Source organism: Bacillus sp. mrc49 (genome assembly GCF_002803435.1).
The window spans coordinates 1-859 of record NZ_PHNG01000580.1 but is presented as its reverse complement, the minus strand read 5'-3'; the positions used below and the strand labels follow the sequence as shown (position 1 = coordinate 859).

Here is an 859-nt window from a genome sequence, read left to right as displayed (position 1 = left end):
TTATACTAATATATATAAATCATGCTAGTGTACATAAGGGGGAGCGGGAAATGGAAAGAAGTTTATCGATGGAGCTTGTTCGCGTAACGGAAGCGGCGGCCTTGAATTCTGCACGTTGGATGGGAAGAGGAAAGAAAGATGAAGCGGATGATGCGGCAACGAGTGCCATGCGCGATGTTTTCAATACGATTCCCATGCAAGGGACGGTTGTAATCGGTGAAGGGGAAATGGATGAAGCGCCGATGCTCTATATTGGCGAAAAGCTTGGTACCGGTCTCGGACCGCTAGTGGATGTTGCGGTCGACCCTTTGGAAGGGACGAATATCGTGGCATCGGGCGGCTGGAATGCATTAGCTGTATTGGCGATAGCGGACAAGGGGAACTTGCTGCACGCCCCTGACATGTATATGGATAAAATTGCCGTTGGTCCTGAGGCTGTGGGCCAGATCGATATCAATGCTTCTGTACTGGACAACCTTAAGGCCGTGGCAAAGGCAAAGAATAAAGATATCCAAGATGTCGTAGCAACGGTTTTGAATCGGGATCGTCACTCGAAGATCATTCACGAGCTTCGTGAGGCGGGAGCTCGGATCAAGTTGATCAATGATGGAGATGTAGCGGGTGCCATCAATACGGCCTTCGATCTTACTGGTGTTGATATCTTATTCGGTTCAGGCGGAGCTCCGGAGGGCGTCATTTCAGCCGTTGCCTTGAAATGCCTGGGCGGGGAAATCCAAGGCAAGCTTCTTCCGCAGAGTGATGAAGAAGTGGAACGCTGTGGGAAAATGGGTCTTGATCTAGGAAAGGTCCTCAGGATGGAAGACCTCGTTCGCGGAGATGACGCCATTTTTGCTGCAAC

1 protein-coding gene is annotated in these 859 nt (G+C 50.4%); it reads left to right on the top strand.

Going from position 1 to position 859, the window contains the following annotated elements:
- Positions 1–50: 50 nt before the first annotated feature.
- Positions 51–859: class II fructose-bisphosphatase (glpX, locus tag CVN76_RS06025; RefSeq protein WP_100530605.1), on the top strand; the 809-nt coding region annotated here is incomplete at its 3' end.